The organism is Aeoliella sp. (genome assembly GCF_965227375.1).
Lineage (GTDB): Bacteria > Planctomycetota > Planctomycetia > Pirellulales > Lacipirellulaceae > Aeoliella.
The window spans coordinates 2,192,371-2,217,292 of sequence record NZ_CBDDFX010000001.1; the positions used below are offsets into that span (position 1 = coordinate 2,192,371).

Annotated in this window: 22 protein-coding genes; 10 read left to right on the forward strand and 12 right to left on the reverse strand. The window is 59.7% G+C overall.

The window, feature by feature from the left end:
• Positions 1 to 177: 177 nt before the first annotated feature.
• Entirely contained in the window at positions 178 to 2,472 is a 2,295-nt protein-coding gene (locus ACQK2L_RS08915) for a hypothetical protein (RefSeq protein WP_425396598.1), read from the reverse strand.
• 163 nt (positions 2,473 to 2,635) lie between these two features.
• Complete coding sequence (locus ACQK2L_RS08920) at positions 2,636 to 2,941, reverse strand: hypothetical protein (RefSeq protein ID WP_425396599.1); 306 nt, start codon at positions 2,939 to 2,941, stop codon at positions 2,636 to 2,638.
• Positions 2,942 to 3,472: 531 nt separating this feature from the next.
• Between ACQK2L_RS08920 and ACQK2L_RS08925 the strand changes: the two genes are divergently transcribed.
• Positions 3,473 to 3,985, forward strand: a complete 513-nt coding sequence (locus ACQK2L_RS08925; RefSeq protein WP_425396600.1) for a TPR end-of-group domain-containing protein — start codon at positions 3,473 to 3,475, stop codon at positions 3,983 to 3,985.
• 69 nt (positions 3,986 to 4,054) lie between these two features.
• Positions 4,055 to 4,804, forward strand: a complete 750-nt coding sequence (locus tag ACQK2L_RS08930) for a polyprenol monophosphomannose synthase (RefSeq protein WP_425396601.1) — start codon at positions 4,055 to 4,057, stop codon at positions 4,802 to 4,804.
• A 26-nt stretch (positions 4,805 to 4,830) separates the two neighbouring features.
• On the opposite strand, the gene ACQK2L_RS08935 is transcribed toward ACQK2L_RS08930, so the two are convergent.
• The 5 genes from ACQK2L_RS08935 to ACQK2L_RS08955 form a co-directional block, all read right to left on the reverse strand.
• The gene (locus ACQK2L_RS08935; RefSeq protein WP_425396602.1) at positions 4,831 to 5,181 is read right to left on the reverse strand and encodes a DUF5615 family PIN-like protein; all 351 of its coding nucleotides are present in this window, start codon (positions 5,179 to 5,181) and stop codon (positions 4,831 to 4,833) included.
• On the reverse strand, positions 5,178 to 5,462 hold the full coding sequence (locus ACQK2L_RS08940; protein WP_425396603.1) for a DUF433 domain-containing protein: 285 nt from the start codon (positions 5,460 to 5,462) through the stop codon (positions 5,178 to 5,180). Before ACQK2L_RS08940 ends, ACQK2L_RS08935 begins: the two co-directional genes overlap by 4 nt.
• 155 nt (positions 5,463 to 5,617) lie before the next feature.
• On the reverse strand, positions 5,618 to 6,022 hold the full coding sequence (locus ACQK2L_RS08945; protein ID WP_425396604.1) for a hypothetical protein: 405 nt from the start codon (positions 6,020 to 6,022) through the stop codon (positions 5,618 to 5,620).
• 121 nt (positions 6,023 to 6,143) lie between these two features.
• Positions 6,144 to 6,905 carry a DUF1963 domain-containing protein gene (locus tag ACQK2L_RS08950; RefSeq protein WP_425396605.1) on the reverse strand — a complete coding sequence of 254 codons (762 nt, stop codon included), beginning with the start codon at positions 6,903 to 6,905 and terminating at the stop codon, positions 6,144 to 6,146.
• Between the two features lie 60 nt (positions 6,906 to 6,965).
• Positions 6,966 to 9,350, reverse strand: coding sequence for a glycoside hydrolase family 95 protein (locus tag ACQK2L_RS08955; RefSeq protein WP_425396606.1), 2,385 nt, complete (start codon positions 9,348 to 9,350; stop codon positions 6,966 to 6,968).
• A 193-nt stretch (positions 9,351 to 9,543) separates the two neighbouring features.
• Between ACQK2L_RS08955 and ACQK2L_RS08960 the strand changes: the two genes are divergently transcribed.
• The 5 genes from ACQK2L_RS08960 (at position 9,544) to ACQK2L_RS08980 (ending at position 15,175) form a co-directional block, all read left to right on the forward strand.
• Entirely contained in the window at positions 9,544 to 10,530 is a 987-nt protein-coding gene (locus ACQK2L_RS08960; RefSeq protein WP_425396607.1) for a polysaccharide deacetylase family protein, read from the forward strand.
• A 26-nt stretch (positions 10,531 to 10,556) separates the two neighbouring features.
• Positions 10,557 to 11,033, forward strand: a complete 477-nt coding sequence (locus ACQK2L_RS08965) for a hypothetical protein (protein WP_425396608.1) — start codon at positions 10,557 to 10,559, stop codon at positions 11,031 to 11,033.
• Positions 11,034 to 11,270: 237 nt separating this feature from the next.
• On the forward strand, positions 11,271 to 11,669 hold the full coding sequence (locus ACQK2L_RS08970) for a hypothetical protein (protein ID WP_425396609.1): 399 nt from the start codon (positions 11,271 to 11,273) through the stop codon (positions 11,667 to 11,669).
• A 553-nt stretch (positions 11,670 to 12,222) separates the two neighbouring features.
• A complete protein-coding gene (locus tag ACQK2L_RS08975; protein ID WP_425396610.1) occupies positions 12,223 to 12,612 on the forward strand; it encodes a BlaI/MecI/CopY family transcriptional regulator in 390 nt (129 codons plus the stop codon).
• A 1-nt stretch (position 12,613) separates the two neighbouring features.
• Positions 12,614 to 15,175 (forward strand): M56 family metallopeptidase, encoded by a 2,562-nt coding sequence (locus tag ACQK2L_RS08980; RefSeq protein ID WP_425396611.1) that lies wholly within the window; start codon positions 12,614 to 12,616, stop codon positions 15,173 to 15,175.
• 12 nt (positions 15,176 to 15,187) lie between these two features.
• Here ACQK2L_RS08980 and ACQK2L_RS08985 read toward each other — a convergent pair whose 3' ends face one another.
• On the reverse strand, positions 15,188 to 16,141 hold the full coding sequence (locus ACQK2L_RS08985) for a DUF4253 domain-containing protein (protein WP_425396612.1): 954 nt from the start codon (positions 16,139 to 16,141) through the stop codon (positions 15,188 to 15,190).
• 216 nt (positions 16,142 to 16,357) lie between these two features.
• Between ACQK2L_RS08985 and ACQK2L_RS08990 the strand changes: the two genes are divergently transcribed.
• The gene (locus ACQK2L_RS08990) at positions 16,358 to 17,119 is read left to right on the forward strand and encodes a cyanophycinase (RefSeq protein WP_425396613.1); all 762 of its coding nucleotides are present in this window, start codon (positions 16,358 to 16,360) and stop codon (positions 17,117 to 17,119) included.
• Positions 17,120 to 17,247: 128 nt separating this feature from the next.
• On the opposite strand, the gene ACQK2L_RS08995 is transcribed toward ACQK2L_RS08990, so the two are convergent.
• The gene (locus ACQK2L_RS08995) at positions 17,248 to 17,793 is read right to left on the reverse strand and encodes a hypothetical protein (protein ID WP_425396614.1); all 546 of its coding nucleotides are present in this window, start codon (positions 17,791 to 17,793) and stop codon (positions 17,248 to 17,250) included.
• 105 nt (positions 17,794 to 17,898) lie between these two features.
• Between ACQK2L_RS08995 and ACQK2L_RS09000 the strand changes: the two genes are divergently transcribed.
• On the forward strand, positions 17,899 to 18,402 hold the full coding sequence (locus ACQK2L_RS09000; RefSeq protein WP_425396615.1) for a hypothetical protein: 504 nt from the start codon (positions 17,899 to 17,901) through the stop codon (positions 18,400 to 18,402).
• Positions 18,403 to 18,469: 67 nt separating this feature from the next.
• On the forward strand, positions 18,470 to 19,501 hold the full coding sequence (locus ACQK2L_RS09005; RefSeq protein ID WP_425396616.1) for a 3-deoxy-7-phosphoheptulonate synthase: 1,032 nt from the start codon (positions 18,470 to 18,472) through the stop codon (positions 19,499 to 19,501).
• Here the strand turns inward: ACQK2L_RS09005 and ACQK2L_RS09010 are convergent.
• From ACQK2L_RS09010 to ACQK2L_RS09020, 3 genes are all read right to left on the reverse strand, one after another.
• Positions 19,423 to 21,759 carry a leucine-rich repeat domain-containing protein gene (locus ACQK2L_RS09010; RefSeq protein ID WP_425396617.1) on the reverse strand — a complete coding sequence of 779 codons (2,337 nt, stop codon included), beginning with the start codon at positions 21,757 to 21,759 and terminating at the stop codon, positions 19,423 to 19,425. The two genes, ACQK2L_RS09005 and ACQK2L_RS09010, sit on opposite strands and share 79 nt — an antisense overlap.
• Positions 21,760 to 21,878: 119 nt before the next feature.
• Complete coding sequence (locus ACQK2L_RS09015) at positions 21,879 to 23,573, reverse strand: Na/Pi cotransporter family protein (RefSeq protein WP_425396618.1); 1,695 nt, start codon at positions 23,571 to 23,573, stop codon at positions 21,879 to 21,881.
• Positions 23,574 to 24,006: 433 nt separating this feature from the next.
• Positions 24,007 to 24,675, reverse strand: coding sequence for a hypothetical protein (locus tag ACQK2L_RS09020; protein ID WP_425396619.1), 669 nt, complete (start codon positions 24,673 to 24,675; stop codon positions 24,007 to 24,009).
• Between the last annotated feature and the right edge of the window lie 247 nt (positions 24,676 to 24,922).

Consider the following 24,922-nt stretch of genomic DNA (forward strand, 5'->3'; position numbering starts at 1 on the left):
AAGAACACGACCGGCGTAGCCAGAAAAGAGCACGCCACGAGAACCAGCAGACGTGCTCCTGACCTACCCTCAGCCATGCTTTGCCCCTCGCACAGAGTCACTCCCTACGAATGACCGCAGAGCGGTCTTGCAGTCTGTTCCCACGCAGATCGTGGGAACAAGGTGCGATTAGATTACCTACTCCGGGGCGTCCTTCCCTACATGCGAAGGCACCAGCTCGTTGTCGGCCAGGCGGGTGCGCCATTGTTTGACCGCGCGGTCTTGCCGTGCCGGCTCGGTGATTACCGGGTTGTAGCCCAGCGTCTTGCCGCCGTAGATCTGCTTGAGGTTGTAGATGGCCAGCACGCGGTACTCCAGCCGATCGTGCTTCAGCCAGTCGATCAACTGTCGCGTTACGCCCGACTGCACGTCTTCGGGCGTGGTGCCGATCTGCTCCGGCGTGTAGCCCCGGAGCATTTGGAACAAGTCGTCGGCCAGGGCGGCGCCGCGTTGTTGGGTCAATGTTTGATGCACCAGCGTGGCGGCTTGCGTGCTCCGCGAAATAGCCCGCCGCAGTTCGGCGATGTGCTCGTCCCAACTCGACTGCTGCTGCGTGTCGGCCAGCGCCTGAACGAACGGCACGAACTGCCCGACGTGCGTGCCGCACACCGCGGCTAGCGCTTTGTCTTCGCGGCGACGGGAGCTTTCGTACAGTTCCAAGGTCTGCACGCGCGCCGGCTGGTCGCCGGTGAGTTGTTTGTTGAAGTAGCTGGAGACGTTTTGTTCCAGGTAGTCGAGCGATTGGCCATCGAGCCACTCGACGTTGTCGGTTATCGACACCAGGGCGGGCTCCTTCCACGACCATTGCGCTGGCTTGTCGACCAACAGCGGCGTGCCTTCAGTGTCCCAGGTCACTTTGCCTCCGGGGGCGTAGAACGTGGCCGCGAACTCGCCGAGCGAGGCTTCCACATCCGCGCCGGGTACGAACGGGCGGTCGACATCCAGGCCCAACACGCCGGTCGACGCCAGTTCGATGGTGCGCGTATCGCCACTGACCATCAACTCGACCTCGGTCGTCTCCATGCCCGTGTTGTGCAAGAGGAAGCGGCCGTACGCGAGCTCCAGGCGAATGGTCTTGCCGTCGTCGGCGTAGCCAACGGTGGCCATGGCGCCGTCGCACATCTCGACACGCAACACGGGAGCCAGGGAGAGCGAAGGTCGATAGGTTGGCAGCGATAGCAGTTGATCGCCCGCCTTCACGCTGGCCCGCGGTGGCATGCGATACCACTCGGCCGTCTCGTCATCCCACCGCAACAGCACCTGATTGGTGACAATCATCGTGCCCATCGGCGCCGCCTCCGGCGGTGGCAACGGAGCTTCGTCGCCGGCTTCTGCAGCGTTGTCGGTCGGCACGTTCGTGGTAGGAACGGTCGGTACATCCGTGTTCATCGCCACGCGGGGCGGCTCGTCGGTGGTTGGATCGGTGGGCTGCGCGTCCTCGGTCGGCGGGGTAGCTGGCGGAGTCGCGTTGTCTGTCGGCTCGACTACAGGTTCGACAACTGGCTCGGTTGCACCTTCGGTGGGCGAATCCTGTGTCACCATCGGCGGCGTGTCGACCTCGGGATCTTGCGCCTGCGTGTCGGGCGGGGTGGTCGGCTCGGTCGGCGGCGGCTCTGGTGCAGCACCGCCTTCTACTTCAGGCTCCGCTGGTTGCTCGACCGGTTCGCCGGGCGTTGAGGGCTCGACGGGATCATCGGGACCCAGTGGTGGTACGGGGGGTACATCGACGTCGCCGCCGTTCGCTGTGCCTTCCGGACCGCCGGCTGTTGCATTCGGATCGTTCTGCGCGAGCTCTTGGTCGCCGGACAGCAAACCTCCTTCGCTAAACAGCACGAAAGCCCCCACGCCCAGCATCAAGCAGGCGGCGAACGCCAAGGCCAGCTTGCCGAAGTTCGACGACTCTTCTTCCTTCAAGTAGTCGGGCACGTGGCTAACGGGTTCGTCCTCGCCAGTGGCAGCTGGTTGCGTCTCAGGAACTGCTGCGGCGGTAGCTGCTGCTGCTGGAGCGGGAGCGGCGGCGGCCACATGCGACTGATGCCACTCGTCGACGCGTCCTGGCACGCCGTACATGCGTTGCCGCATCTCGGGATCAATCTCGGCCGGCTCGCCCAACACCATCGTCAGGATGTGATGGCACGAGGCCACTTCGGCCAGGTGCACGTCCGAATCGAGGCACACCTGTTGGTACTCGCCCATCTCGTCGCCCGACAACGTGCTGTCGAGATACTCGGCGGCATAGTTGGGGTCCAACTCCATTCCTTCGCCAAGCACCGGCGGCGCGCCGAGTCGCAAGCGGCGCGTAGCGTCGCGCGTGCGATGGATCAGTTCCGAAGCCTTCTCACTTTCGGTCACCTGTTGCGCGAGGTTCTCCTGATCCGACGGATCAAGGATGTCGTCCATGTAAGCGAGCAGTGTGCGAAGTGTAAGTCGCATGGTCTTGCACCGTGTAAGAGATATGGGCGGAAGTGTCCTCCCGCGGGATTCCGCTGCTAGCAATGTGCCCGAGCGGTTTGCCTTCTACAGGTAGTAGTGACACGCGCAGCGAGAATCCGTGCAAGGATTTCTGAATTTCCTGGGGCCGACCGACTCGCGATTTTCAACCGCGGCTGCGTTTCGGCGGGGCGAGTAGGGCAAGCGGCCCTGCGAGAGTCATAAACCCTGCCACGACAAGAGGATGCAGCGAAGCGTCGCGCGGCGGAGTCGAGTGCAGATGGGCCGCGTATTCCCAGCCATCGGCGGTGCGTACCCAGTCGATTTGCGGTGCGGCACTCACCTGAGCCCCATTCCTCGCAGCGGGCGGGACCACTGTGGCTGCCCAACCACCCACGGACAATAGCACGAGCACCATTAGCAGGATGTGCTTCACGTCGTGGGCCTGGGGAGCGAGAGAAGAGGGTCGCACGGCGCTGCCCGAGGGGACCAGGGCAGCGCCATGCGAGGCGGAGGAATGCTGCAGGCCTACTAAGGCAACCGCCGCGCCAAGAGCCGGGGGCGGGGTCGCAAAATCGCCGTAACCGCAATGTTTAAAGGGGTTTGCGCCAAGCTGGGCAGGTTGGCCCGGCGCGTCTCAGCGTGGTGGAAAGGCAACACGCTTGCGAGTTGATGTTGGCCGAACGCCACATGTGGCAATCGGGCAGCGTGCGAGTCGTCCTGCGCAAGCGGTAGAGGAGCTCTTCAGCGACGAGCGGAAGCGCAGATTGTTGAGTGTCCAATGCGCAACAGTTTGCCAGCGCGATACAGGTGGTACGTCGGCCAAACTCGATTTTTGGGCACTTAGTCCAACGCCTGCAACTACTTGCGGCGCGACTTTTAATTAGGTGCTTGGGCGCGGCCGAGTCTCTGCATAGAATGCAAGCACACCAGGAGCGCGTGCCGTCGGAAGGGAATCAGTCGGCCTTTGAACACTGCCCATCAACGTGCTTTCGAACTCATTATGCCCCAACGCAACTCACGCATCTCCCGTGCAATCCGCGAGGCGGAAGGTTATCTCGAACTAGGTCTACCCGAACAAGCTGCCGAGTGTTTGAAGCGCCGCCAAAAAATGGTAGCCGATAGCGGTCGTGCCAATTATTTGTTGGGCGAAGCCCTTCGTGAATCCGAAGCTTATCACGAAGCCGCCGCTCCGCTCGAGCGTGCTTACGAGTTGATGCCCGGCGATATGCACGTCGGTTTGGCGCTGGCGTGGTGTTACAAACGGACCGGTCGCTTGGATCGCGCCATCGAGACGCTGGAAGAATCGCTACGCAGCGATCCCCGCGAAGCCATCCTTCACTACAACCTCGCCTGCTATTGGTGCCTGGCTCGCAACCGCCGCAGGGCGCTGCGCTGCCTGGGTCGTGCGCTCGATCTGGACATCAACTATCTTGACCTGGTGCCCTACGAGTCGGACTTCGACGCCCTGCGCGACGATCGCGAATTCCAGGAACTCACCAGCGTGATTGTTTAGGGTTGAGGATCGAGGGGCTAGAGGCGAGAGGGATTCTTACTGCACGCCCGCTCTCCCACGGCAACCAGCATGGATGACTCTGAAGCCGCCCACCGAACGCAGCACGGCTCGCTGCTCGTCTCGCTGTGCACGTACAACGAGCGCGAGAACCTGCGCCCGCTCATCGAGTCGATCCACGAGCACGCGCCCGACGCCCACGTCCTGGTGGTCGACGACGGCTCACCCGACGGCACCGGCGAGTTGGCCGACGAGATGTCGGCCGCCGACCCGCGCGTGCACGTGATGCACCGCGCGAAGAAGATGGGCCTTGGCACGGCGCTGTTGGCAGCCATGCAGTACGCGATCGACCACGACTACGAGTACCTGCTGAACATGGACGCCGACTTCAGCCACCACCCGCGATACATTCCCGCGCTCCGCGCGGCGATGGACACCGCCGACGTGGCCATCGGCTCGCGCTACATCCCCGGCGGCCAGGTCGTCGACTGGGGCGCCAAACGCCGCGTGATGAGCTGGTGCATCAACACCTACGCCCGCACGCTGCTGCGTCTTGCGCCACAAGACACCAGCGGCAGCTTCCGCTGCTACCGTGTAGCGAAGCTGAAAGAACTCGACCTGTCGCTCGTCAAAGCACGCGGCTACGCGGTGCTGCAAGAGTTGCTCTACCGCTGCCGCAGAATCGACTGCCGCTTCGCCGAAGTGCCGATCACTTTCGAAGACCGCCGGTTCGGCCAGTCGAAGATCAACTACCGCGAAGTGTTCGCGGCGCTCGGCGTGATCGCGCGGCTGGGCGTCGCGGGCGGGCCGGTGCGGAAGTAGGTGGAAGCGACAATGGCCTGAGTTGCTCACCAATCGGAGAGGAATTCGAGTCGGTCCCGCATGGCGTTTTCGTCTAGACTACCCACCAGGTTCAACAACCTCGCAATCACGTCACCAATTGGTCGCTGGGACGACACGATAATACCGCAATGGTGCTGGCCAGCGGTAAGCCAGTTCGTGTGCAACTCCACGAAGTCACCAACATTGAACGTGACGATCGCCCGCTGCTCTTGAATTGCCCACTCGAGTTGGGATACATCCGATTCGCTGATACGACCTGTTTCAGGCGTCGATGTCACATCGACACCCGCTGCGCGCAAGGCAATCGTAACGGCACCATAGACATCTTCGTCAATGAAGAGTCGGATATTGCTCACGGACCGGCATTGCCCTGGCGGAGTTTTTGCTTGGCTACGAGCTCATCATCATCGGCAAGCGCCCGTTCAATTTCCGCAATGTGATCGTAAGCGTAGGCCAGAGCGTCATGAACGTCCGCCGGTTTGAGCGAGGGATACTGTTGGGTGATCTCCTCGACACTCATGCCATGACGGTAGCACGTCAGGACCGTCGCGACACGGATACGCGTCCCCACAACGACCGGCTGGCCCCCGCATCGTTCGGAGTCGATTTCGATATTGCGATAGTCGAGCTTTGGCATGGGATGAGTGTTCAGCAGGCTATGTCGGGATTCTCTATTCTACCACGCTGCAGTCGGCAAAACAAACATGGATACTCATTTGAATAGAGTCCTGCGGGTAGCACCGGCTATCCGTGCTACCCGCTGCGCAATGTCGAGGACGTGGCGGTAAACTGTCACTCGTCAACGATGCTAATCGGCAGGGTGCACTGCACGTCCTCGAATTCTCTGAGGCCTTCGTGAGAGAACAGGATGGTCAAATCCAACTGGGCGGATAGCTTGCCATTCTCCAGGGCGCCGAAGGCAATTCTCGTGATGTCGACCGGATGGTGGGCATGCTCGATGTACACAGAAGCGTCGATGCACCCGTCGTCGGGATTGGTCGGAAAGTCGAAGCTTTGCTTCGACAGGGCGGCAAGGTCCAACGTCGGAAGTTCAATGCAATCGCACACAATCTCCGTTTCGACACTCAAGTCATCGAGTTCGAACGGCACTAGTGGAATCTGCAATTCGGCCTCATCCGGCTCTCCGGATAGCGTTGCATCGAATGGTTGCAACTTGGCAACGGGAAATACAGACATCGGACGCCCCCTTCTTACTGCGGATCGAATAGTGTCGAGCCTGCAAACCCCAGACGCAACGTGATTGAGTGCTAGAGCATACACATCTCGCGCTCGATGCAACAAGAGGAGCGACCCCGGTCTAGTGACACTGGGTGACCATCCAAACTCGATCCAATCGACCGCTTCGGAGGTCGTCCTTATGGATGAACCAGTACAGGACGCCCGCGTCTCCCCACATCATATCGCCGACCTCGAAGAGCTGAAGCAGTAGTCGCCAATCTTCTGGTTGCCCGTAGTCGAAGGCCGCGACGCAATCGCGCTCCATGTCGTCATTTTGGATCGGGTAAGGATTTCCGCCGAACTGAATTTCGGGACATACTTCCGCACAGAATTCAGCGTAGGCCTCTTCGTAGCCGCTATCTGCGAATTCGATGCTATTTCGCATCCATGGCGGATAGCTTCGTTCAGGGCGAATGGTCACGTTCACGCGCTCATACACCTTTGGCTGCACAGTGCTTTTCAGCCAACCAAACAGCCGTTTGACCTGGCAGCTGGGCAAGTCCGATGCCTCAAGCTGGTTGTTGCCTTGCTGATGCAGCACCACCGCATGGCCAAGGTCTTTTGGGGAGTAGCCCCAGTGCCGAAGGTCGTAGAAGAACAGCAAACGTCCATTTTCGATTGGAATCAAATCTAGTTCGCTGCAATTCAACTGCCCAACGAAGTTGAGCGGGTATCCCTTCTTCGTTGGCCACACAAAGTCGTCGTCGACGATTGGAAAACCGCCAAAGTAGGATACGGAATCCTGCTCCACCGGTATCCCGGCGAAGCAGTCGAGGGCAGTCGATTCGATCTCGGTGCGATATTGCAGCAGCTCGTGTTTCTTGAGTTCAGCTTCGTGCATCTTCGTCAACCGTGCAGTTGGTAGGCGAGACAAATTCACAGGCGAGGATAGTCCCACTCCCTATTGCCCCACAACCTCCAACTCCCCATCCACCTCCAAATTCTCCCCCGACTCAAGCTCCACTCCCAAACGGTGCCTCCCATAAACCAGAATCGCACTTTTCCCACCCAGCGACGTGATCGTCGCCGAAGTCAGCTTGCCATCCTCCCAAGCAATGTCGACCTTAAAGCCGCCGCGCGCGCGGAGGCCGGTTACTTTGCCGGTCGGCCAGGCGTTGGGTAGGGCGGGGAGGAGTTCGATTTCGTAGGCGCCTGCCGGTCCGTTTTGTTGGGTGTGCGATTGCAGGAGCATTTCGGCGATGCCGGCGGTGGCGCCGAAGTTGCCGTCGATCTGGAACGGGGGGTGATTGTCCAGCAGGTTGGGGTGCGTGCTCTTGGCCAATAGCGCCTGGATGTTCTCTTGCGCGAGGTTGCCTTCGCCGAAGCGGGCGAAGAAGTTGATGATCCATGCGCGGCTCCAGCCGGTGTGGCCGCCGCCGTGCGACAGGCGGTAGTCGATCGTCTTGCGCGCGGCAGCCAGCATTTCCGGCGACTGCCGCTGGTTGTATTGCCGCCCGGGGTGCACTGCGAACAGGTGCGACATGTGGCGGTGGCCGGGTTCCGGCTCGTCGAACGGTTTGCTCCACTCCATCAGCCGGCCATCGTCGCCAATCTGCGGCAGGTAGAGCTTTTCGCGCGCTGCGCGAATTTCGTCCAGCAGCGCGTCGCTTTCACCAAGCACTTCGGCCGCTTCGAGCGTCGACGTGAACGCTTCCCACGCCATTTGCTGGCTCATGCTCGAGCCCATCGACACGGAGTAGCGCTGGCCGCCGGCGCCGTAAGAGTTCTCAGGCGAGGTGTCGGGCCCGGCCATGAGCAGACCGGTTTCGGGGTCGGGCGTGAGGTAGTCGAGGTAAAACGACGACACCTCGCGCAGTAGCGGATACGCCCGCTCGCGGAGGAACTGTTTGTCGCCGGTAAAGCGGTAGTGCTCGGTGAAGTGCGTGGAGTTCCACGCCAATCCATGCGGCCACATGCCGTACCCAAGGTCGCCGAACACGGTCGTCCAGTGCCACACGTCGCTGGTGTGCCCACTGGTAGCGCCGCGGGCGGCGAACATCTCGCGGGCGGTCTCGCGGCCTGCTGGCACGAGTCGTTCGGTGTAGTCGAGCATCGGCCCGTGCAGTTCGCTGAGCCCGGTGACTTCGGCGGGCCAGTAGTTCATCTGCAGGTTGATGTTCACGTGGTAGTCGGCGTTCCACGGTGCTTCGATGTGCTGGTTCCAGATACCCTGCAAGTTGGCCGGCAGGCAGCCGGGACGCGACGAACTGATCAGCAAGTACCGCCCATACTGAAAGAGGAGTGCTTCGAGCGCGGTGTCGGTTTCGCCGCGCTTCACGCGCTCGAGTCGCTTGTCGGTCGGTAGGGTATTGTCTGATTTATCGCCGAGGTCCAGGTACACCCGGCGGAAGTACTCGCGATGGGCGGCGATGTGGTGTTTGCGGAGTTCGTCAAACGATTTGCCTTCGATTTGCTTGAAGCTGGCGGCTACCAGCTCGGCGGGAACTTCTGGCGAGCGGGTTTCGGGCGAGTCGGCGCTATAGTCGGTCGCCGCTGCGAGCAAAAACGTCACGCTATCGGCGCCAGTGATCGCAAACTCGTTGCCCTTCAGTTGCTTGTCGCCACCATCGTTTCTGGCTGCGAGCGTCGCCTGCCAGAACGTACCGAGGTGCTTTCCCTTGTGTTGCGCCTGGCCGGTCATGGTGACCCTTCCCAACGGATCGGTGGCGAGTTCGAAGTCGACTGGCCGATCGATCCACGCCCGCAAGTTCAGCTTACCTGGCTGGCTGGCTGTAACGCGGACCACCAGTACGTCGTCGACCGGCGAGGCGAATACCTCGCGTTTGTACGTGATTTTGTTCATGTCGAACGTGGTCGTGGCGATAGCCGTGTCGAGGTCCAACTCGCGGCGATAGTTGGTCACCTCTCCCCGTGTACCGATGGGTGAGATCCGCAAATCGCCCAGCGTCTGATAGCTGCGCGGCGAGATGCGTTTGGCCATGGCTGGCTGTAAAAGCTGGTGCGCCTTGGCGTAGTCGCCAGCGAACCACGCCTCGCGGGCTGCGGGCAGGGCTGCGCGCATGGCGGGTGTGTTCTGTGGCACTGGCGGTCCGGCCCACACCGACTCTTCGTTCAGTTGAATCCGGGCGTCGGTCGTTCCGCCAAAGCACATCGCGCCCAAGCGGCCGTTGCCCACCGGCAGCGCCTCGTTCCAGTTCGCGGCTGGCTCGTCGTACCATAGTTGGTAGGCTTCCCAATTGTCGGCCGTCGCACCGCGGGCGGAGAGGGCCACCAGCAGGATTGCAGCGGATCGAGCGATAAGGCGGGGAAACCAGTGGCTAGTCATCGTGGTGCTCGCGGTGGAGTTCGGAAAGGCGAAAATACCACTATAGCACCGCGAAACGGGGCTTTTTAGTCGCCCAAAGCGTACGGAAATATGCACCTGCTTCTACGGTAAGCTACAATATTCGGTAGCTTTTCTCCGGTGATTTGCTACGGCCAGTAGTTTCAATGCCTTTTTCTGAATTGAGTACCGCATCATGAGTTCCATGTCGTTGTTCCTCCGCAGGTTTGCTGCGCATACGGTCCAAACGCTACTCGCATTTGCACTGCTCTTCTCCTCGCACGCGATGGCCGACGACTGGGCCACTCGGCTTGGCTATCCGGCCGACGCCAAGGTGCTGGTGATCCACGCTCACCGCATGGGGCTCAGCTTCGAGTCGAATGAAGCCATCGAGAAACTAATGACCGCTGGCGTGGTAAGTTCGGCCAGCGCCATGCCGACTTGTCCCTGGTTTGCCGACGCAGCCCAGTGGCGCCAGGAGCATGGCAAACTGGACATCGGTCTCGACTTCACACTCAACAGCCACTTGGCCCGCTATCGTTGGAAGCCGATCAGCAACAGCCGCGATGTGCCCACGCTGGTGGACCGCGATGGTTACCAGTGGGCAAACGTCGTGCAGATCATGGTCAACGCCCGGGCGGAAGACGTGGAGCAGGAACTGCGTATGCAATTGCTGCACGCCGATCGCATGGGGCTGAAGCCAACGCACTTCACCACGCACCTGGGCGCTTTGTACTCGCGTCCCGATCTGGCGGAGATGTACCTGCGAATCGCCCGCGAACAGTGGATCCCCGCGGTGGTGATCGACCTGACGCCGGAGCTTGCGGAGCGTTTTCGCCAAGATGGTTTCCCCGTGCCCGACACGCTGGTTCAAGCGTTGGAGGACTATCCGTTCCCCAAGGTGCGAGATTTTCTCATCCTGCCGCAAGCAGACACGCTGGAAGCCAAGGCCGCAGCGACCGCCAAGATGATCGCGGAGTTGCCGCCGGGCCTGACCCAATTGGCCTGCGCCCCCGCCAGCGATAGCCCGGCCCTGCGGGCGATGGATCCCCAATGGCAGCAACGCGTGTGGGACGCGGAAGTCTGGAACACCGAGGCAGTTAAAGCGGAGCTTGCCAAGAAGAACGTGGTGATTACCAATTGGAAAGAGATCATGCAACGGTTCGACGGTTCGGTCGAGTAAGTGGCCAATTGAAGGAGCCCTCAACCATGTTAAATAAGACGGCGGCATTCAAAACTGTTCTGTGCATCGCCATGCTGCTGCCGGCCTTGCTGGCAACCCGCCAGGCGTGCGCCGAAACGAGCTACGGCCAAGCCTATCAGAAGATGTGGGGCAACACCCCCGGCGTAGGCTATGGCACCAATCGCTACTTGTACGACAAGTACTACCGCAGCAATCCGAATGTCAGTCCCTATGTCAGCGGCGCAGTGCTCGGCGGGAACCTGTCTGGCAACGCCTATACGGCTGTGGTCCGGCCAGAGCAGCAGGCCCGTGCACGTACCGCTTCTGCCCAGTCCAATTACGTTCAGCAGCGGAAGCTGCAGGGCAATGTTGGCTACACCGCCAACCCCGGCGCCACGGTGTATAACCTTGACCCCGGCGTGACCACCGGCAAGCCTGTTCCGGCGGGACGCAGGAACAGCGGCGCGTATCAGAATCACTGGTACGGCTCGTGGAACAAGTAGCTTGCTAGAGTCGACTCCGCGGTACCGGCGGTGGCTCGCAAGAGACACCGTTGTCATGAATCCAGGCTGCCCGATTCGGCTGCTGACGCATCGATACGCCCTCCATGAGGTGGTTCGCCTACCACTTCAGGATACCGCCAGACCGGGCGATGGCCAAGGCGTTGCCGAGCGATCGCGCCGCTATAATAGATGCAGTCTAGTAATGCTTCACCTGACCGCCGGGCAACAGTTTGAGCGATGGCGTCAGGAAATCGGCGCCCTCGCACGTGGGGCTTCCGCTTGTCGAAGTCGGACGTGGCGGTCCTGTTGGTCACCGTCGCGCTGACGGCTCTATTTTGGAACGCAACAGCGGGGTACACGTTTCTTGGCCTTTTGGTAGTGCTGCATTTCTTCCTGTTCTGCAACATCTTTCGCATCCCTCGCAAGCCGGAGCTGATCTGGGCGGCATGCTTCGTGGCCATCTGCGTCGCCTGTGTGCTACTAAATCGGATGACGCCACTGAATGTCACGCTCGCAGTCCTGCCAGTGACGCTCGCGATTCTTCTGTGGTCCATCCGCCTGCCGACCTATCACGGCATCTTCGCCAAGCGAATCAACCCTCGCTTGGACGATTATCTGGCAGCGCGTGTTCCCTGATGTAGCTAACCTCTGCGCTACTAAAGTCTCGATTTATCGCAGCCTGCGCAAATCTTCTGGCAAGGCAGTTCGCGGCTCACTTGCGGTCTCGGTCGCAGTCCGGCTAGTGGAGAGGTTTCCTCCTCGACCGCAGGGGTGGCTCGACACGTAACCCAGGGCGGCACTTCGCTCGTTCCTCGCTTCGTTTGCCCTGGGCTATCCTATTTCGCTCCTTCGGAGCTGCTCTCGTTCAATGCTGCTCTGTCAAAAGTCCGTGCCCATCAGTGTTCATCCGTGGCTCATCTCGCTGCGCGACCACCAACGTGCGGCTTTGTATCTCTGTTCCCTCTGTTTGCTCCTGTTCAAACATCTTTGGTTGCGGCTTCTGGAATCTCTGTGGTTGCCTTCCTTGCAAACTCACTCCTGGCGCTAACGCTTCCGACTCGCCGGGAATAGTCCATGAGTCCCAGCGTTTTTTCCCAGCAACCACAGAATTGAGTTGACACCGCCGCCAAGTGGCAATATATTCACACGTGTTAACTGATTGCCACATGGGGTTGGGGCTACAAAAACCATGGCCAAGAAGAAACCCAGTTCCAGCGACCTGGGGCGTCGTGAGCGCCAAATTATGGACGCGATCCATCAGCTCGGCGAAGCGTCGGTAAGCGACGTTCGCAGTCAGATCCCCGACCCGCCGGGCTATTCGTCGGTCCGCACCATGGTGCGCCTGCTGGAATCGAAGGGGCTGCTCACGCACCGGCAAAGTGGCAAGCGATACGTCTACCGGGCGACGCAGTCGCGCGAGCAGGCAAGCAAGTCGGCGCTGCAGCATTTGCTCGCGACGTTCTTCAAAGGGTCGGCCACCGACGCAGTGGCGGCGATTCTCGACGCCGAAAGTGTGGGAGCAGATGAGCTGAAGCGGATTGAGTCCATCGTTCGGAAGGCACGAAAAGAGGGGAAGTAGAATGCCGCGACTAGCAGAACTCCTGAACCTTGTGGAAAACGCGTTTCCCTTCGACGTGCTCGATGTCACGGTCAAAGCGACGGTAGTCTTGCTCCTGGCCGCGCTGGCAGTGCGGTTGCTGAGGCGATCGTCGGCCGCGGTGCGACACGCGGTACTGGCGTCGGCCTTGCTATCCACGATGGCACTGCCTTGGCTCTCTCAAAGTCTGCCGCGCTGGGAAGTACCGCTGCTCGCCGGACTGCTCAAGACAGAGACGCCCACAGCGCACCAACCAGCCGCGCCCGCTCCGCCAACAGCAACCGCAGTCGATGCGCCCAACACTACGCAAACGACCGCAGGGAAGTCGGCCGTTGTTGCCAGCGCGGTAACAAACGCGGCTACGGAACGCGTGATCGAACCGGCGCCCGCTGCTTCGCCTGTGCGATGGACTGCAGTCGCTCTGGCAGTGTGGCTGTTGGGGGCCCTTGCGCTAACGTCGGCAATCGTGGTGAGCGAATTCCGCGTGCGACGCTTGCGTCGGGCGTGCCGCGAACTGCTCGATACCGAGTGGAATCGCAGCCTGAACGAGGTCACCGCACTGCACCCACTAATGCGTCGCATTGCGATGCTCGAGAGTTCGGCAGTCACCGTTCCCATGACTTGCGGTACGATCCGCCCGGCTATCGTAATCCCTCCAGGGTTCACTGCCACGAGCCCCGAGCGGCGTAGGATCTTGCTGCACGAGCTCGCGCACGTCGCGCGGTTCGACGTGGTGCTGCAAGCGCTCGGCCGCCTGGCGTGCGCGCTCTTTTGGTTCCACCCGCTCGCGTGGTGGTGCCTGCGGCACATGCAACGCGAGCGCGAGCAAGCGTGCGACGATTGGGTGGTGCGCTCGGGCGAGCGGGCCACCGAATACGCCGACCAGTTGGTGTCGCTCGCCGAGAGAAACCTCGCCCAGCGGACACTGCCCGCGGCCGTGGGAATCGTCCGCGGCGGAAACCTGGAGAAGCGCGTCCGTGCGATGCTCAGCAGCGATTGCAGTCACGCAGGCGTAGGGCGGGTGCGCGGCATGCTGCTCGTCGCGATGTGTCTGTGCCTATGCGCCGTGGTGGCGGTTGTGCATCCCCAGCCACTGAGTGCAGCGGACCCCGCCCCGCCCACGCCCGACTCCAAGGAAGAGTCGCCTGAACCTTTCGAAGAAACCAAGAACGATCCCACCAAGTCCAACAGCTACACGGTCCCCATCAATGTGAGTGGAATGGCTTTTGACCAGCAGGGCAGTCCGATTTCGGGCGCGACCATCTACATATCTTCTCAACGGGTGCTGTGGGACTCGAAACGCCTGGCCGAAACCAGAACGGACGAGAACGGTCGGTACCAGTTCGAAGATGTCGAGCTCCCTGTCGAGCGTGCGGACACCAACACTGGTCGTGACCATGGTGGTTTCATCCTCTTTGGCACCGCCGATGGTTACGGTTTTAGTTGGCGACCGCTGAAGTGGTACTATCCGGATTCCAACCCAAACACTTACATGGGGAGAGATAGGGATCGACCGAGGCACTTCGACGGTGATGACAAGATCGAACTTGATTTGGCGTTTCGTACCTCTGCGACCATTCGGGGGACGATTGTCGACGAAGCGGGTAAGCCGGTTCCCAAGACCAAGCTCGCCATCTGGAATGCGGAACAGATTCCGACGAATGGTTATGGCCCTCGTGTAGCGGGCTTGGACCAGCGGCCATTCAACGAGATGGACAACGATGGGTTCGAGCTATTGAACGCCGATGTGCCGCCTGAGATGTGGATCACGCATACCGACGACGAAGGACGGTTCGAGTTCACCGGCGTGCCCAGCGGCTGTCGATTCCGAGTCACGGTGAACCCACCTTCGGGGTTCTCGGGGGGCGGGGGCTGGTTTGCCACGCAACCGGGCATGCCGAAGTACTACGGTAAGTCCCGCCTGTACGATGCGACGAAGGACGTTCAACTCACTTTCCGCAAAACCTTGGACGTTCCCATACAAGTGATATACGCCGATACCGGTGAGCCGGCTCCCAAGGTGTTTGTGTCAGGGGCCGGCACTTTCGCAACAACCGATCCGCAGGGACGCGTCAACTTGGGAATGTCCCCAGGCGAGTACAAGCTTCATGTCCTTCGCGAGTATGGCACTCCGTACCTGGAAACGGAAGTCGACTTGGTGGTTGGCGACCAGGCGCCTTCCGAACCTTTCGTTGCCGAGCTGCCTGCCGCCGCGCAGGTAGAAGTGCAGGTGATCGACAAAGAAACCGGGGATGGTTTGGAGAACGTCGACTTCTGGAGCGGCGAATCCCTCCAACGGCGGGATCTGCACTACACCACCGGCTGGGAAGTAGCGACGCGAATCGTCCACCGCGACCGCGTGCGAACCGACGAAAACGGCACCATCCAGGCGTTGTTCGAACCCGGAAGGCACCTCATCGGCGTCGCGTGGCAGGCGTATCCCAAAGGCTATCGGCCGGTGGATCCCAACGGCAAAGAGATCGAATGCCAAGCGGGCGAGAAGCTGAAAGTCGTGTTCGAACTCGAGCGAGTCTCGGACGACTGACTCTTGCATTCCTCAGAGCCAGCAGAAGCTCCAGTACTCACTTTCCATGAGATAGTAGGCCAATTCGTCGACTTTGGGCAGCACGTTTTGCGATGTTACTGGGCAGCTGGAATAGGCATTAAGCTGGACTGCAACTTGAAGCGCCACTGTCGCATCCGTGGGGCGCGACTTGGGGATCACCTCCATCATGCGGCTGTCTAGGCTTACTAGTTCCGCTCCAAAACTATCGAACAAGTACTTCAAAGCCGCAACGTGTACTTGAGGCTGGCGTTCGTCTTCCAGAGTAGAATAGAACAAGTACGCGGGAACCTCCCAGGAATGCTCCGTGGGAACGAAAAGCAACGTGACGGAGTCGGACACGCGCATCTCGCCAGCCTTGATATCAAAGTACTTGAGGCAGTGCAGTTCGTGCTGAGGTGGATTGTGATTCAGCTTTGGAGGAAGGTCATACTCGGCGGGATCGAACTGCTTGTCGGGAAAATCGGTGAGCGCCGACGCGGCACTGCGATGAAACTCAGCCATCGATGATGCACCTTCCAGGCTGTCGAAGTACGCCGCCTTGCGCAGATGCTCTTCAACTAAGAATTGTTTGCTGCGTTGACGCTCCGCCCACTGCAGGAAGGGTAGGCGTCGTGCTTCTTCGAGCGTCTCTGCAGTAGTCTTCTTCAGTCGAGTTACATCCAGTACTTTGTCGGACATCTCTCGCAGGGCCGTTGCCGATTGCGCCATCAACTCAACAGCCGCATCGGAGCCGCCATGTTCAGGTCCGTACATGTCTCCCACAATGACGGGCCAGAAGTTTGTCTCAGGAGCCTGATCTCGAAACTCAGTCCACACCGCCAGAGCGCCGGATCCGGCGACGCGAATCGACCAGCATGGCGAATCTCCAAAGCCGTTGATCTGGCAAAGATCGCTCTTCATCAGTAGCGACTGTGCGAGCGACAGCAGTTTGTCGGGAGGATTCATGGCTTATGCGACGCAATCAAGAGTCTTACACTACTCTTCACCACTGAGAGACGTTGAACCTCCAAGGGTCCTTGAGCATAACACCAGTCTTCGACAACGGCATCCAAAAATTGTTTGGTTTGCGAAGATTTGCGGTGTAGATTAGCACCTTAAGAATCGAAGCCGCAACTCACCTCGAAGACTTGGATCATGCAAATCTGCCACCCCGCTGCAACCGTGTCCCGCCTCGTTTTAGTACTGGCCACGGCGATATTCTGTCTGCCGGCCAGCGCCCTCGCCGAAACATCCTCTGGCGCGCTCGTCATTTGTGGCGGTGGTAAGTTGCCCTCATCGATCTTCGAACGGTTTGTCCATCTCGCCGGAGGAGCCGACGCCCGGTTGGTTGTGATCCCCACTGCCGGCGGGAATGAGCCCAACGCCGACTCGATCACCGAGCGATGGACCGACAGGGGATTCGCCACCGTGGAAGTGCTGCACACGCGCGACCGGGCTGTCGCCGACAGCGAAGAGTTCGCCGAGCCGCTCCGCACTGCCGATGCGGTTTGGATTAGTGGTGGGCAGCAGTCGCGGTTGGCGAAGGTCTACGCCGGCGGCCCGGTAGAGCGCGAGCTCAAAGCACTCGTTAGCCGCGGAGGCGTGATCGGCGGCACGTCGGCTGGCGCTGCGATCCAATCGCAAGTGATGATCGCCAGCGGCAACCCCAAGCCGAACATCCGCACCGGTTTCGATCTCGCGCCGGGCGTCGTGATCGATCAGCACTTCCTGGTCCGCAACCGCATCAACCGCCTGCTCACCGCGCTGGCGCGTCATCCCGACAAGCTGGGTGTCGGCATCGACGAGGGCACGGCCATCGAAGTCCACGGCCACACGGCCACCGTGCTCGGCAACTCGTTTGTCATCGTCGCGAAGCGCTCGATGGACGACGTGTCGATGAAGTCGTTGTCGAAGGGGGACAAGTTTGAACTCACAAATCGGTGAACGGAGAGTCGACAATGCCCGACATGCACACGCCGCAAGGTCGCAATCTCAACACCGCGTACCCGCACTTTGCCACCGCGCGCGACATGTATGAACACATTCGCAATCGCCGAGGTACTAGATAACGGTCAACCCAGATTGAAATAGACAACGTGCGTGAAGTAACACCCGAGTTGTTGCTGCCAGTCAGATATTCCACGCAACTGTTCATGCTCAAATGAGTCGATCGTGGATCCTTCAGTGTGGATTACGCGTTTCACGTCAAGAAACACCTCTTCTGCAAGCACCGCATTGGTTTCTGTTTCCGATTCCATCTCCGGTAGGTCGAGTCCTTCCAACTCATAGATCTCGCCGAGTTCAAGGTGAAACTTCTCTCCTTGCCGATCTTCCCGCATCAAATACTCGCGAGCTTCGCTTGCAGAAGTTGCAAATCCGCTGTCTACCTGTGGTGTTAGCCATTCAAGAAAGGCGAGGAACACGGGTCGAGTCTCGCTCGCGTCTCCTTCAATTGCGATCTTTTCGTCGACGGTCCAAATCGCGGACTTGCACGGCGTAGGATTCGCGCCGACAAGAATTAGATGGGCGAGAGGTATGTCGGAGTTCCACTCGGCGATGTCACGAAACTCAACCTCTGCTCCAATGTGGCGTGTATAGAGATACGAACGATTTGCCATGAGTCGAGTCTCGAAATGTGGGTATATGGCTACCGATCAGTGCTTCCTGGACAAGCGACGCCCCTGCAGGCAGAATCAGGGTAAGCCCTTGTCGCCGGAAAGTCCATGGACAACATCGACACCGACTTCTTGATTTCCCGAATGGAAGACTTCTACGAAGTGTGGTCGGACGGTTACACGGGCGATCCGCGGACCGTGGCTGCGAAACTCGCCGACTACAACACGGGCTCGCGTCAGACCGCAAAGAAGACGATGAAAACGCCAACGCTTCTTTGTGAGCGAACGAGAAAGATCTACGCGATCTCGGAAGCTCAAAAAATCGAAGCATTAGGGCTGAAGTGTCGCATCATCCACGTTGGGAAAACGCAATTGGACGCCATCGATGGCTCAACCATTTCGAACGCACTGACCGCAAATGGCAAGTGGTCGTTGGACTCTGTATTTACCGACCGCGATGCGAAGTTAGTTGTGCATGTTCCAGACGATGGAGCGCCACAATCAGTCGGACTGGATATCGAGACCGACGAAGGTTTCTGCCTTCACTTGGCATGCTTGCGTGACTTAGTCCGCCGCGACAAGATCCTCGACCTCGGAACTCTTGCGAGCTAGCAAACGCTACAATTCTAAGTACAGAGTAATTTGTCAGCGAGCACTATACGTAACCACCCCAACCAATATGCAAACCGACGACCTCCGCATCACCAAGACCCACCCACTCCTCACGCCGGCGCTGTTGTCCGAGGAGATTCCGTTGACCGACACCGCGGGGCAGGTCGTGACCGATGGCCGGCGGGCGGTGGAGCGGATTTTGGATGGCGACGACGATCGCTTGCTGGTGGTGGTGGGCCCTTGTTCGATTCACGACCTCACCGCCGCGGAGGAGTACGCCGAGAAGCTGTTGGGGCTGGTGGAGCAGGTCGAGTCGAAGCTACTGGTGGTAATGCGGGTGTACTTCGAGAAGCCGCGAACCGTGATCGGCTGGAAGGGGCTAATCAACGACCCGGACCTCGACGGTTCGTACCACATTAACAAGGGGCTCCGACTGGCGCGACGGTTGTTGGTCGACATCGCCGAGATGGGACTGCCGGCCGGCACCGAGTTCCTCGATACCACGCTGGGCCAGTTCTACACCGACCTGATCAGTTGGGGCGCTATCGGCGCTCGCACGGCCGAAAGCCAGACGCATCGCGAGTTGGCCTCAGGGCTTTCGATGCCGGTGGGCATCAAGAATCGCACCGATGGCGACATCCAGGTGGCGGTCGATGCGATTCGCTCCGCGCGGCATCGGCATTTGTTCCCGTCGCTCACCAAGGCTGGCATGCCGGCCATTCTCGAAACCGCGGGCAATCCTTATTGCCACTTGGTGTTGCGCGGCGGCCGCGAGACGGGGCCCAACTACTCCGAACAGGCAGTCGCCGCGGCCTGCGAGCGGCTCGCTCAAGCCGGACTGCCGGAGGTGGTGATGGTCGACTGCAGCCACGGCAACAGCGAGAAGGACCCCGCGCGGCAAGCCGTGGTGGCCGCCGAAGTCGCCCGACAGCGCGCGGCCGGCCAAACGGCGATCAAAGCGGTGATGCTCGAAAGCCACCTCGTTGCCGGCCGGCAAGATACCGGCAAGGGCCAACTCACCTACGGGCAGAGCATCACCGACGCGTGCATCGGCTTCGAAGAGACAGCCGACGTGCTGCGACGGTTGGCGGAGGGCTGAGGTCGAGCCGCTCGCTGGGAGGTTCGGAAACGCAATCGGCAAGCGACAGCCGCCAGCAGTATGAGCAATCCCGCGGTGGCCGGTTCGGGTACAATCGTCACCGTATTGCCGGGCTGAGTATCGAATGCATCGAACTCTGCTGCATATCGCCCGTACAGCGATCCATCGATGCGCACGTGGTCCAGCTGCGGTAGACTCAACAGCTGGTTGAGATCGCTTGGCGCCGAATCGACAAAACGTGTGTGCACCAGCGACGCGTCGACAATCCACGTTGTCTGTTGCAGGATGACCTCGAACGACTGCCGTGAAAGGCTTGCACTGTCCAGCACCAACGAGCTAATTTCATCCTGATCGATCGTGAAGCCACCCGGCTGCAGGTTCGTGAACATCGCGTTCGTAAAGTCAAGTTCCGTCAACAAGGTGCGAGTGAGATCGAGCTCCTGCAGATTAGACAATTCGGCAAACGTCCCCGGCTCAAGGCTGGTGAGATAGTTGCGGTTAAGTTTCAGCACTTCCAGGTTCGCTAGGCCTCGGAACGCGTCGACGTCGATCCGGCGAATCCGGCTGTCACTTAGCCAAAGTGACTGCAGGTTCACCAGGTCGCTGAATTCGTCCGCATACAAAGTGCCGAGGAGGTTGCCATTCAGCAGTAGCGTATGCAGTTGAGCGAGCCCCGCGAACGTGCCCTGCTCGATCGAGTTTACTCGACTTGAGGATAAGTCTAGCTCTTCCAGATTGGAAACGTGGCGGAAGATGCCCGAGTTGATTCCGCCGATTGGGTTGGAGCGCAGATTAAGCGTTCGTAGTCCCGTCAATCCAGCGAACATGTCCGGTTCGATATGAAAAATCTCCGTGTCTTGCAGGTTCAGTGACTCCAGGTTGCTCAATCCGACAAAAGTCCCCGGCTCAATCGTGGCGAGTTCATTTCTGAGGAGATTTAACGCCCGCAGGTTCTCCAAGCCACTAAAGTCACCCGGCCTTAGCGCCGTTAGATCGGCATAGAAGAGATTCAATTCCAGCAGATGACTCAGCTCGGCGAAGGCACCGGATTCGATAGTGTGGATGGGGTTGCCTCCTAGATCGAGCGTTTGCAGCGTGGCGAGACCTGCGAAGTCTCCAGGCTTCAGCGTAGTAATATCATTGCCATCCAGCCTGAGCGTTTGCAGCGATGTCAACTCACTGAAGTCGACCGACGCGAGATCTGCAATCGCGTTTTCTCGCACATCGAGCGTCTGCAGGTTGGCAAGGGGAAGAAAGGTGCCTGCTTCAATCGTGTCGATTGAGTTGCCATGTAGCTGGAGTGTTTGCAGGTTGTCGAGCCCGACGAACTGCCCAGGGCCGATGCTTTGTAGCACTCCTTCCCGCAGACTCAATATTTGCAAGTTGGCCAGGCCGCTGAAGGTGCCTGCCTGAAGCACGGGGATTCTGTTGAAATACAGGTCGAGTGATTGCAGGTTTGTCAGCTCATCAAAGGAACCTGGTTCAATGGACGTAATGTTATTCAGGCCGAAGGACAGGACTCGAAGATTGGACAGTCCGATGAAGTCGCCGACCTCAAGGCGGGTGATGGGGTTCTGATCCAGACTCAGGATATCCAGCGCGGATAAGCCGCTGAACGCGCCGGGTTCGAAGCCCGTGAACCGGTTTGAGAACAGAGTCAGTCGAAGCAGGTTCGTCAGTCCGCTAAATGCGCCGGGTTCGATATGGTCGATTCGGTTGACGTCCAATTCGAGGTTCTGCAGACTGTCCAACCCCCGGAAGGACTCAGGCGTGAGGCTCGTGAACTGGTTTTCCATCAACCTCAGGTGTTGCAGCTTGGGCAGCCCGTTGAAATTGCCGGACTCGATGCTCGCAAGCTGATTGGAGGTTAAATCGAGGCTATGCAAGTTGTTTAATCCATCAAAGGCTCCGGCCGCGAGGTTGGCGATTGAGTTGCCCACCAGGTCGAGACTCTGCAAGTTGTCCAGGCCAACGAAGTCGCCCGACTCGATGCCTGCAATGCGATTCTGGCGTAGTGAGATCGTTTCCGCATTCGTTAGCAGGCTTGCCCCGTCGAGATCCTCAATCGACTTATGGCTGAGATCGACGAGGCCTGTTGCGCTCGCCGGATCGGCGGGAAAGCCTGGCGCCTCGCCGACGTCCAGCAGGCCGTCGTTGTCGTTGGGGAACGCTTGCGCCAGAACAACTCCGCACCAGCACGAGAGACACAGCGCTATAGTGATCCACCGCAGCGCGAGGAATGGATAGCGTTTTTTCACGATTCGCCTCCTGGTTCTCTGGACCGGAGGGCGATTATAGAGGCGGCAGGGGATTTCAGGCAACCCAAATGCACGAGGAACCAGCCGCACGCGCAGTACGCCGCCGCCGCGTGGCCCAATTACTTGTCGCCCGACACGGCCTCGGCGATGTTTTGTTCGTAGTCGAGCACTCGCGCGTAGGCGTTGAGCGACGCCAGGTAAGCGACGTTCACCAGCGGGGGTACGCCGCCGTGAGAGAGGGCTTCGAGATGCTTCGCGCGCATTTGCTTGATGTGGTTGCGGATGCGCTTGGCGGCTGCAGCGGTCTCGACCAGGATGTTCTTGTTGCCAACCTTGAGGGCTCCGTTGATCGCGATTAGTTGCTCGAGCAATTCACGATTCAGGTCGTTCAGCGCCGCGCGTTGATCGGGGGAGAAGCGGTGACCATCGCGACGCAGTTTGCGATCGAACTTATCGAGATCGGCGATGTAATCGCTCACCGACTCGAACTCGTCGGCCATCCGCAATTGTTGCCGCGCTTCGTCGGCCACGGTGTGTGGGACATTTCCGGAGAGCAGATTGGTGATGTAGACGGCGATCTCGTCTTGAATCGAGTCGAGCACCTGCTCGCGACGTTTGAGTCGGTTCGCCAGCTGTTTGTCGGGATCGTCCTGGTCTCGTAGTTCCACCAGCCACCGCATCATCTTCTCGCAGCCGTCGCCCATCCGCTCCAACTCGACCCGCGATTGCTCGATGGCCAACGCCGGCGTATCGAGCATCCTCATGTCGAGGTCCGTGAGGTGTGGTTTCTCCTTGAACTCCTTGGAGGGGACCCAACGCTCGAGCATCCGCACGATCATTGGCACAAAGGGAAAGAACAGGATCGTGTTCGCGATATTAAACATGCTATGGGTGGTGGCAATCGCTGGTGTGGTATTGGGAAAAGTCTCCACGCCGTCGACCATGGTTGGCGCGCTGATCTTTACGTCCAGAAACCACTCCACGATCCACTGTACGAACTCGATGTACCACGAGAATACGAGTGTGATCCAGAACACTCCGATGATATTGAACAGCACATGAAAATAGGCCGCACGGCGAGCGTTGGTGGTAGCCCCCAGCGACGCCAGGAAGGCGGTGATGGTGGTGCCGATGTTCTCGCCGAGGATCAGCGCAGCGGCGGTCTCGTAGGAGATGACGCCTTGCGAGGCAAGCGAAACGGTGATGGCCAAGGTAGCGGAGGAGGACTGCACCATGGTGGTGAGCAGGCAGCCGACCAGCGCGCACTTGAGCACGCCCAGGTAGCTGTCGGCCTGGAACTTATGGAACCAGTCTTCGAAGGCCGGGTTTTCTTTGATGATGCTGCAGGCGTCCTTCATGATCTCCAAGCCGAAGAACACCATGCCAACCCCCATGATGGCCATGGCCCAGTACCGCCAGCGGTCGCCTCGGGAGAACAGGAAGACGAACGCTGCCGCGCCCAGCAGGGGCAGGCCGTATTTGCCGACCTTGAGTACCAGGATCCAGCCGGTGATCGTCGTGCCGATGTTGGCACCCATGATCACGCCCACCGCCTGCATCAGGCTCATCACGCCGCTGTTCACGAAGCCGACCACCATCACGGTAGTGATGGAACTCGACTGAACAAAGAACGTAACAAGCGTCCCCATGGTGATGGCGAACAAGCGGTTGCCGGTAACCGTGCTGATGAGTCGCCGCAGGCTGTTGCCCGCCACGCTTTGCATGCCGTCGGACATGTTCTTCATGCCCAACAAGAAGATGCCCAGACCGCCGATCAACTCGAAGGCGAGTTGCAGAAAAGTAGGAAGGTTCAAAGAGCCGTATCCGCCATCAGAGTATTGTTAAGATTGCGTTAAGGAGATAATCTGGATAAGAGTATAGGGGGCACTTCCACGTTTTCAACCGGCGGTTGGCATCAGGCGTTTGAAGCCCGGCGATTCGGTGGTCTACCGCAAGCAGAAGCACAGCACCTCGCCCGGTCCGCGGGCGAAGGAGGCGGTAACGGTGGATGCACCAAGCGCGATTTCACGACGCCGAGAAGGTGGTCGATGTTTGACGGAAACACCGCCGATGGTGCGTTGGTTTATCGTCGCGCCTGCAGCGTTGTGACCACCCGCCACGTTGCCGAGAGCCAGCAGTGCTTATCGGTTGGGTGAGTGGCTGAGCAGTTCAAAGTCTCACCGGCACTGCTGGCTCAACTTCTCTTCGCGTCCTCTAAGCCCTACCGCGGTTCTATCGACCCTTGTCTCACATCAGTCGGTCCGTTCCCGCACGCGCCGCGACGACCAGCAAGCCAATGGCGGCCACCAATGCCAGCGACGACGGCTCGGGAACGATCACTCCGTCGTCGGTCAGCGAGATTGCCACGTCTGCTTCGGGTCCACTGACAAGTCGCCAAGGTTCCCCTTGCTCGATGGGACGCCATGCGCTGATGTCGTTTCCTCCGTCCGATCTCGCCCACAGCCAGGCCGAATCCGGGCTGGTCTCGATGATCGACAGCCAGTACTGCGTGCCAGGTGTCGCCTCAAATGGATCCACGGCGACCGAGTAGCGATAGAGCGGGCGCGCAGGCGAGGTGCCGGGTTGCTCCACGCTTACGGGACCTGCGACCACCGATAGCACCTGGTAGTCATCCATCGCCGGGCGATCGCCCTCATGGGTGTAGATGCGAAGTTCGAACTCCGAAGTATCCGGAGTCTGCCCATTGTACCCACCATACCAGTGGACATCGCGAATGATGTTCTCGCCTTGAGGCAACTGAAAGTCATCGGCGTAGATGGAGCCGAAAGAAAGATCGCTGTAAGGGTAGCTTGTCTCCAGAATGGGTTCCCCGTTGTCATGAATCACTTCCGCACGCGTCACCGCGCCGAACAGCACGCTGGCGCACGCACCAACCAATAGCCATTGTGAACGCATTTCACCACCTCGCTCTCCTAACACGTTTAGGAAGAAAGGGTTGCGCATCACCACTGGCGGCGTGAAGTCCGCCGATGGTGATACCACACAACCTTGGTGTCTTTGGGTGCAAAGATTGCGCCAGGGAGAAGCGTGTGCCCACTGCTGGTTTATCGAGCGTTGTCGAGTTGTCGGTGTTAAGAACACACACGTCTTATTGAGATGCCGCCCGTGGGAAGTGGCCCAGCAGTGCTTGTTGGTTGCTGAG

Bases quoted from the DNA above. Each gene is read 5' to 3' on its own strand.
- ACQK2L_RS08955 (WP_425396606.1), bottom strand. From the start codon at position 9,350: ATGACTAGCCACTGGTTTCCCCGCCTTATCGCTCGATCCGCTGCAATC.
- ACQK2L_RS08940 (WP_425396603.1), bottom strand. From the start codon at position 5,462: ATGCCAAAGCTCGACTATCGCAATATCGAAATCGACTCCGAACGATGC.
- ACQK2L_RS08960 (WP_425396607.1), top strand. From the start codon at position 9,544: ATGAGTTCCATGTCGTTGTTCCTCCGCAGGTTTGCTGCGCATACGGTC.
- ACQK2L_RS08930 (WP_425396601.1), top strand. From the start codon at position 4,055: ATGGATGACTCTGAAGCCGCCCACCGAACGCAGCACGGCTCGCTGCTC.
- ACQK2L_RS08915 (WP_425396598.1), bottom strand. From the start codon at position 2,472: ATGCGACTTACACTTCGCACACTGCTCGCTTACATGGACGACATCCTT.
- ACQK2L_RS08945 (WP_425396604.1), bottom strand. From the start codon at position 6,022: ATGTCTGTATTTCCCGTTGCCAAGTTGCAACCATTCGATGCAACGCTA.
- ACQK2L_RS08980 (WP_425396611.1), top strand. From the start codon at position 12,614: ATGCCGCGACTAGCAGAACTCCTGAACCTTGTGGAAAACGCGTTTCCC.
- ACQK2L_RS08950 (WP_425396605.1), bottom strand. From the start codon at position 6,905: ATGCACGAAGCTGAACTCAAGAAACACGAGCTGCTGCAATATCGCACC.
- ACQK2L_RS08965 (WP_425396608.1), top strand. From the start codon at position 10,557: ATGTTAAATAAGACGGCGGCATTCAAAACTGTTCTGTGCATCGCCATG.
- ACQK2L_RS09020 (WP_425396619.1), bottom strand. From the start codon at position 24,675: ATGCGTTCACAATGGCTATTGGTTGGTGCGTGCGCCAGCGTGCTGTTC.
- ACQK2L_RS08925 (WP_425396600.1), top strand. From the start codon at position 3,473: ATGCCCCAACGCAACTCACGCATCTCCCGTGCAATCCGCGAGGCGGAA.
- ACQK2L_RS09005 (WP_425396616.1), top strand. From the start codon at position 18,470: ATGCAAACCGACGACCTCCGCATCACCAAGACCCACCCACTCCTCACG.
- ACQK2L_RS09000 (WP_425396615.1), top strand. From the start codon at position 17,899: ATGGACAACATCGACACCGACTTCTTGATTTCCCGAATGGAAGACTTC.
- ACQK2L_RS08970 (WP_425396609.1), top strand. From the start codon at position 11,271: ATGGCGTCAGGAAATCGGCGCCCTCGCACGTGGGGCTTCCGCTTGTCG.
- ACQK2L_RS08995 (WP_425396614.1), bottom strand. From the start codon at position 17,793: ATGGCAAATCGTTCGTATCTCTATACACGCCACATTGGAGCAGAGGTT.
- ACQK2L_RS08985 (WP_425396612.1), bottom strand. From the start codon at position 16,141: ATGAATCCTCCCGACAAACTGCTGTCGCTCGCACAGTCGCTACTGATG.
- ACQK2L_RS08975 (WP_425396610.1), top strand. From the start codon at position 12,223: ATGGCCAAGAAGAAACCCAGTTCCAGCGACCTGGGGCGTCGTGAGCGC.